Origin of the sequence: Paenibacillus sp. 598K, assembly GCF_003851045.1 — a bacterium.
In the GTDB taxonomy this organism is placed as follows: Bacteria; Bacillota; Bacilli; order Paenibacillales; family Paenibacillaceae; genus Paenibacillus_D.
Map to the genome: position 1 here is coordinate 1 of NZ_BFBX01000027.1, position 400 is coordinate 400.

General features: G+C 71.0%; 1 pseudogene. It reads left to right on the plus strand.

The window, feature by feature from the left end:
* A pseudogene (locus PA598K_RS36095) lies at nucleotides 1–400 on the plus strand (acyl-CoA synthetase); the annotation flags it as partial.

Below are 400 nucleotides of genomic sequence, written 5' to 3' on the forward strand. Positions count from 1 at the left end.
GCTGGAGACGCTGGCGGCCGGCCGCTTGCCCTTCCAAACGCTGATGAACTCCGGCGCGCCGCTGCCGCCGCCGCTATTCGAGCGACTGCGCGCCCCCTCGCAGCGGATGATGCAGCAATATGGCTGCTCCGAGCTCGGCTGCATCGCGCTGAGCGTCGAGGCCCGCGATGCCTGCGACGTCGGCCGACCGCTCGATACGCATGAGCTGTCCGCCGGGCTCGGCGCGGCCGAGCCGCAGGAGATCCGAGTGCGCAGCGGCGAGCGGCGCATCGACACCGGCGATCTCGGTTACCTCGGAGCGGATGGCGGCTTGCGTCTGCTCGGCCGCGCGGACGATCTGATCAATGTCTCGGGGCGCAAGGTGCTGCCCGCGGCTGTGGAGCAGGTGCTGCTGGAGCTG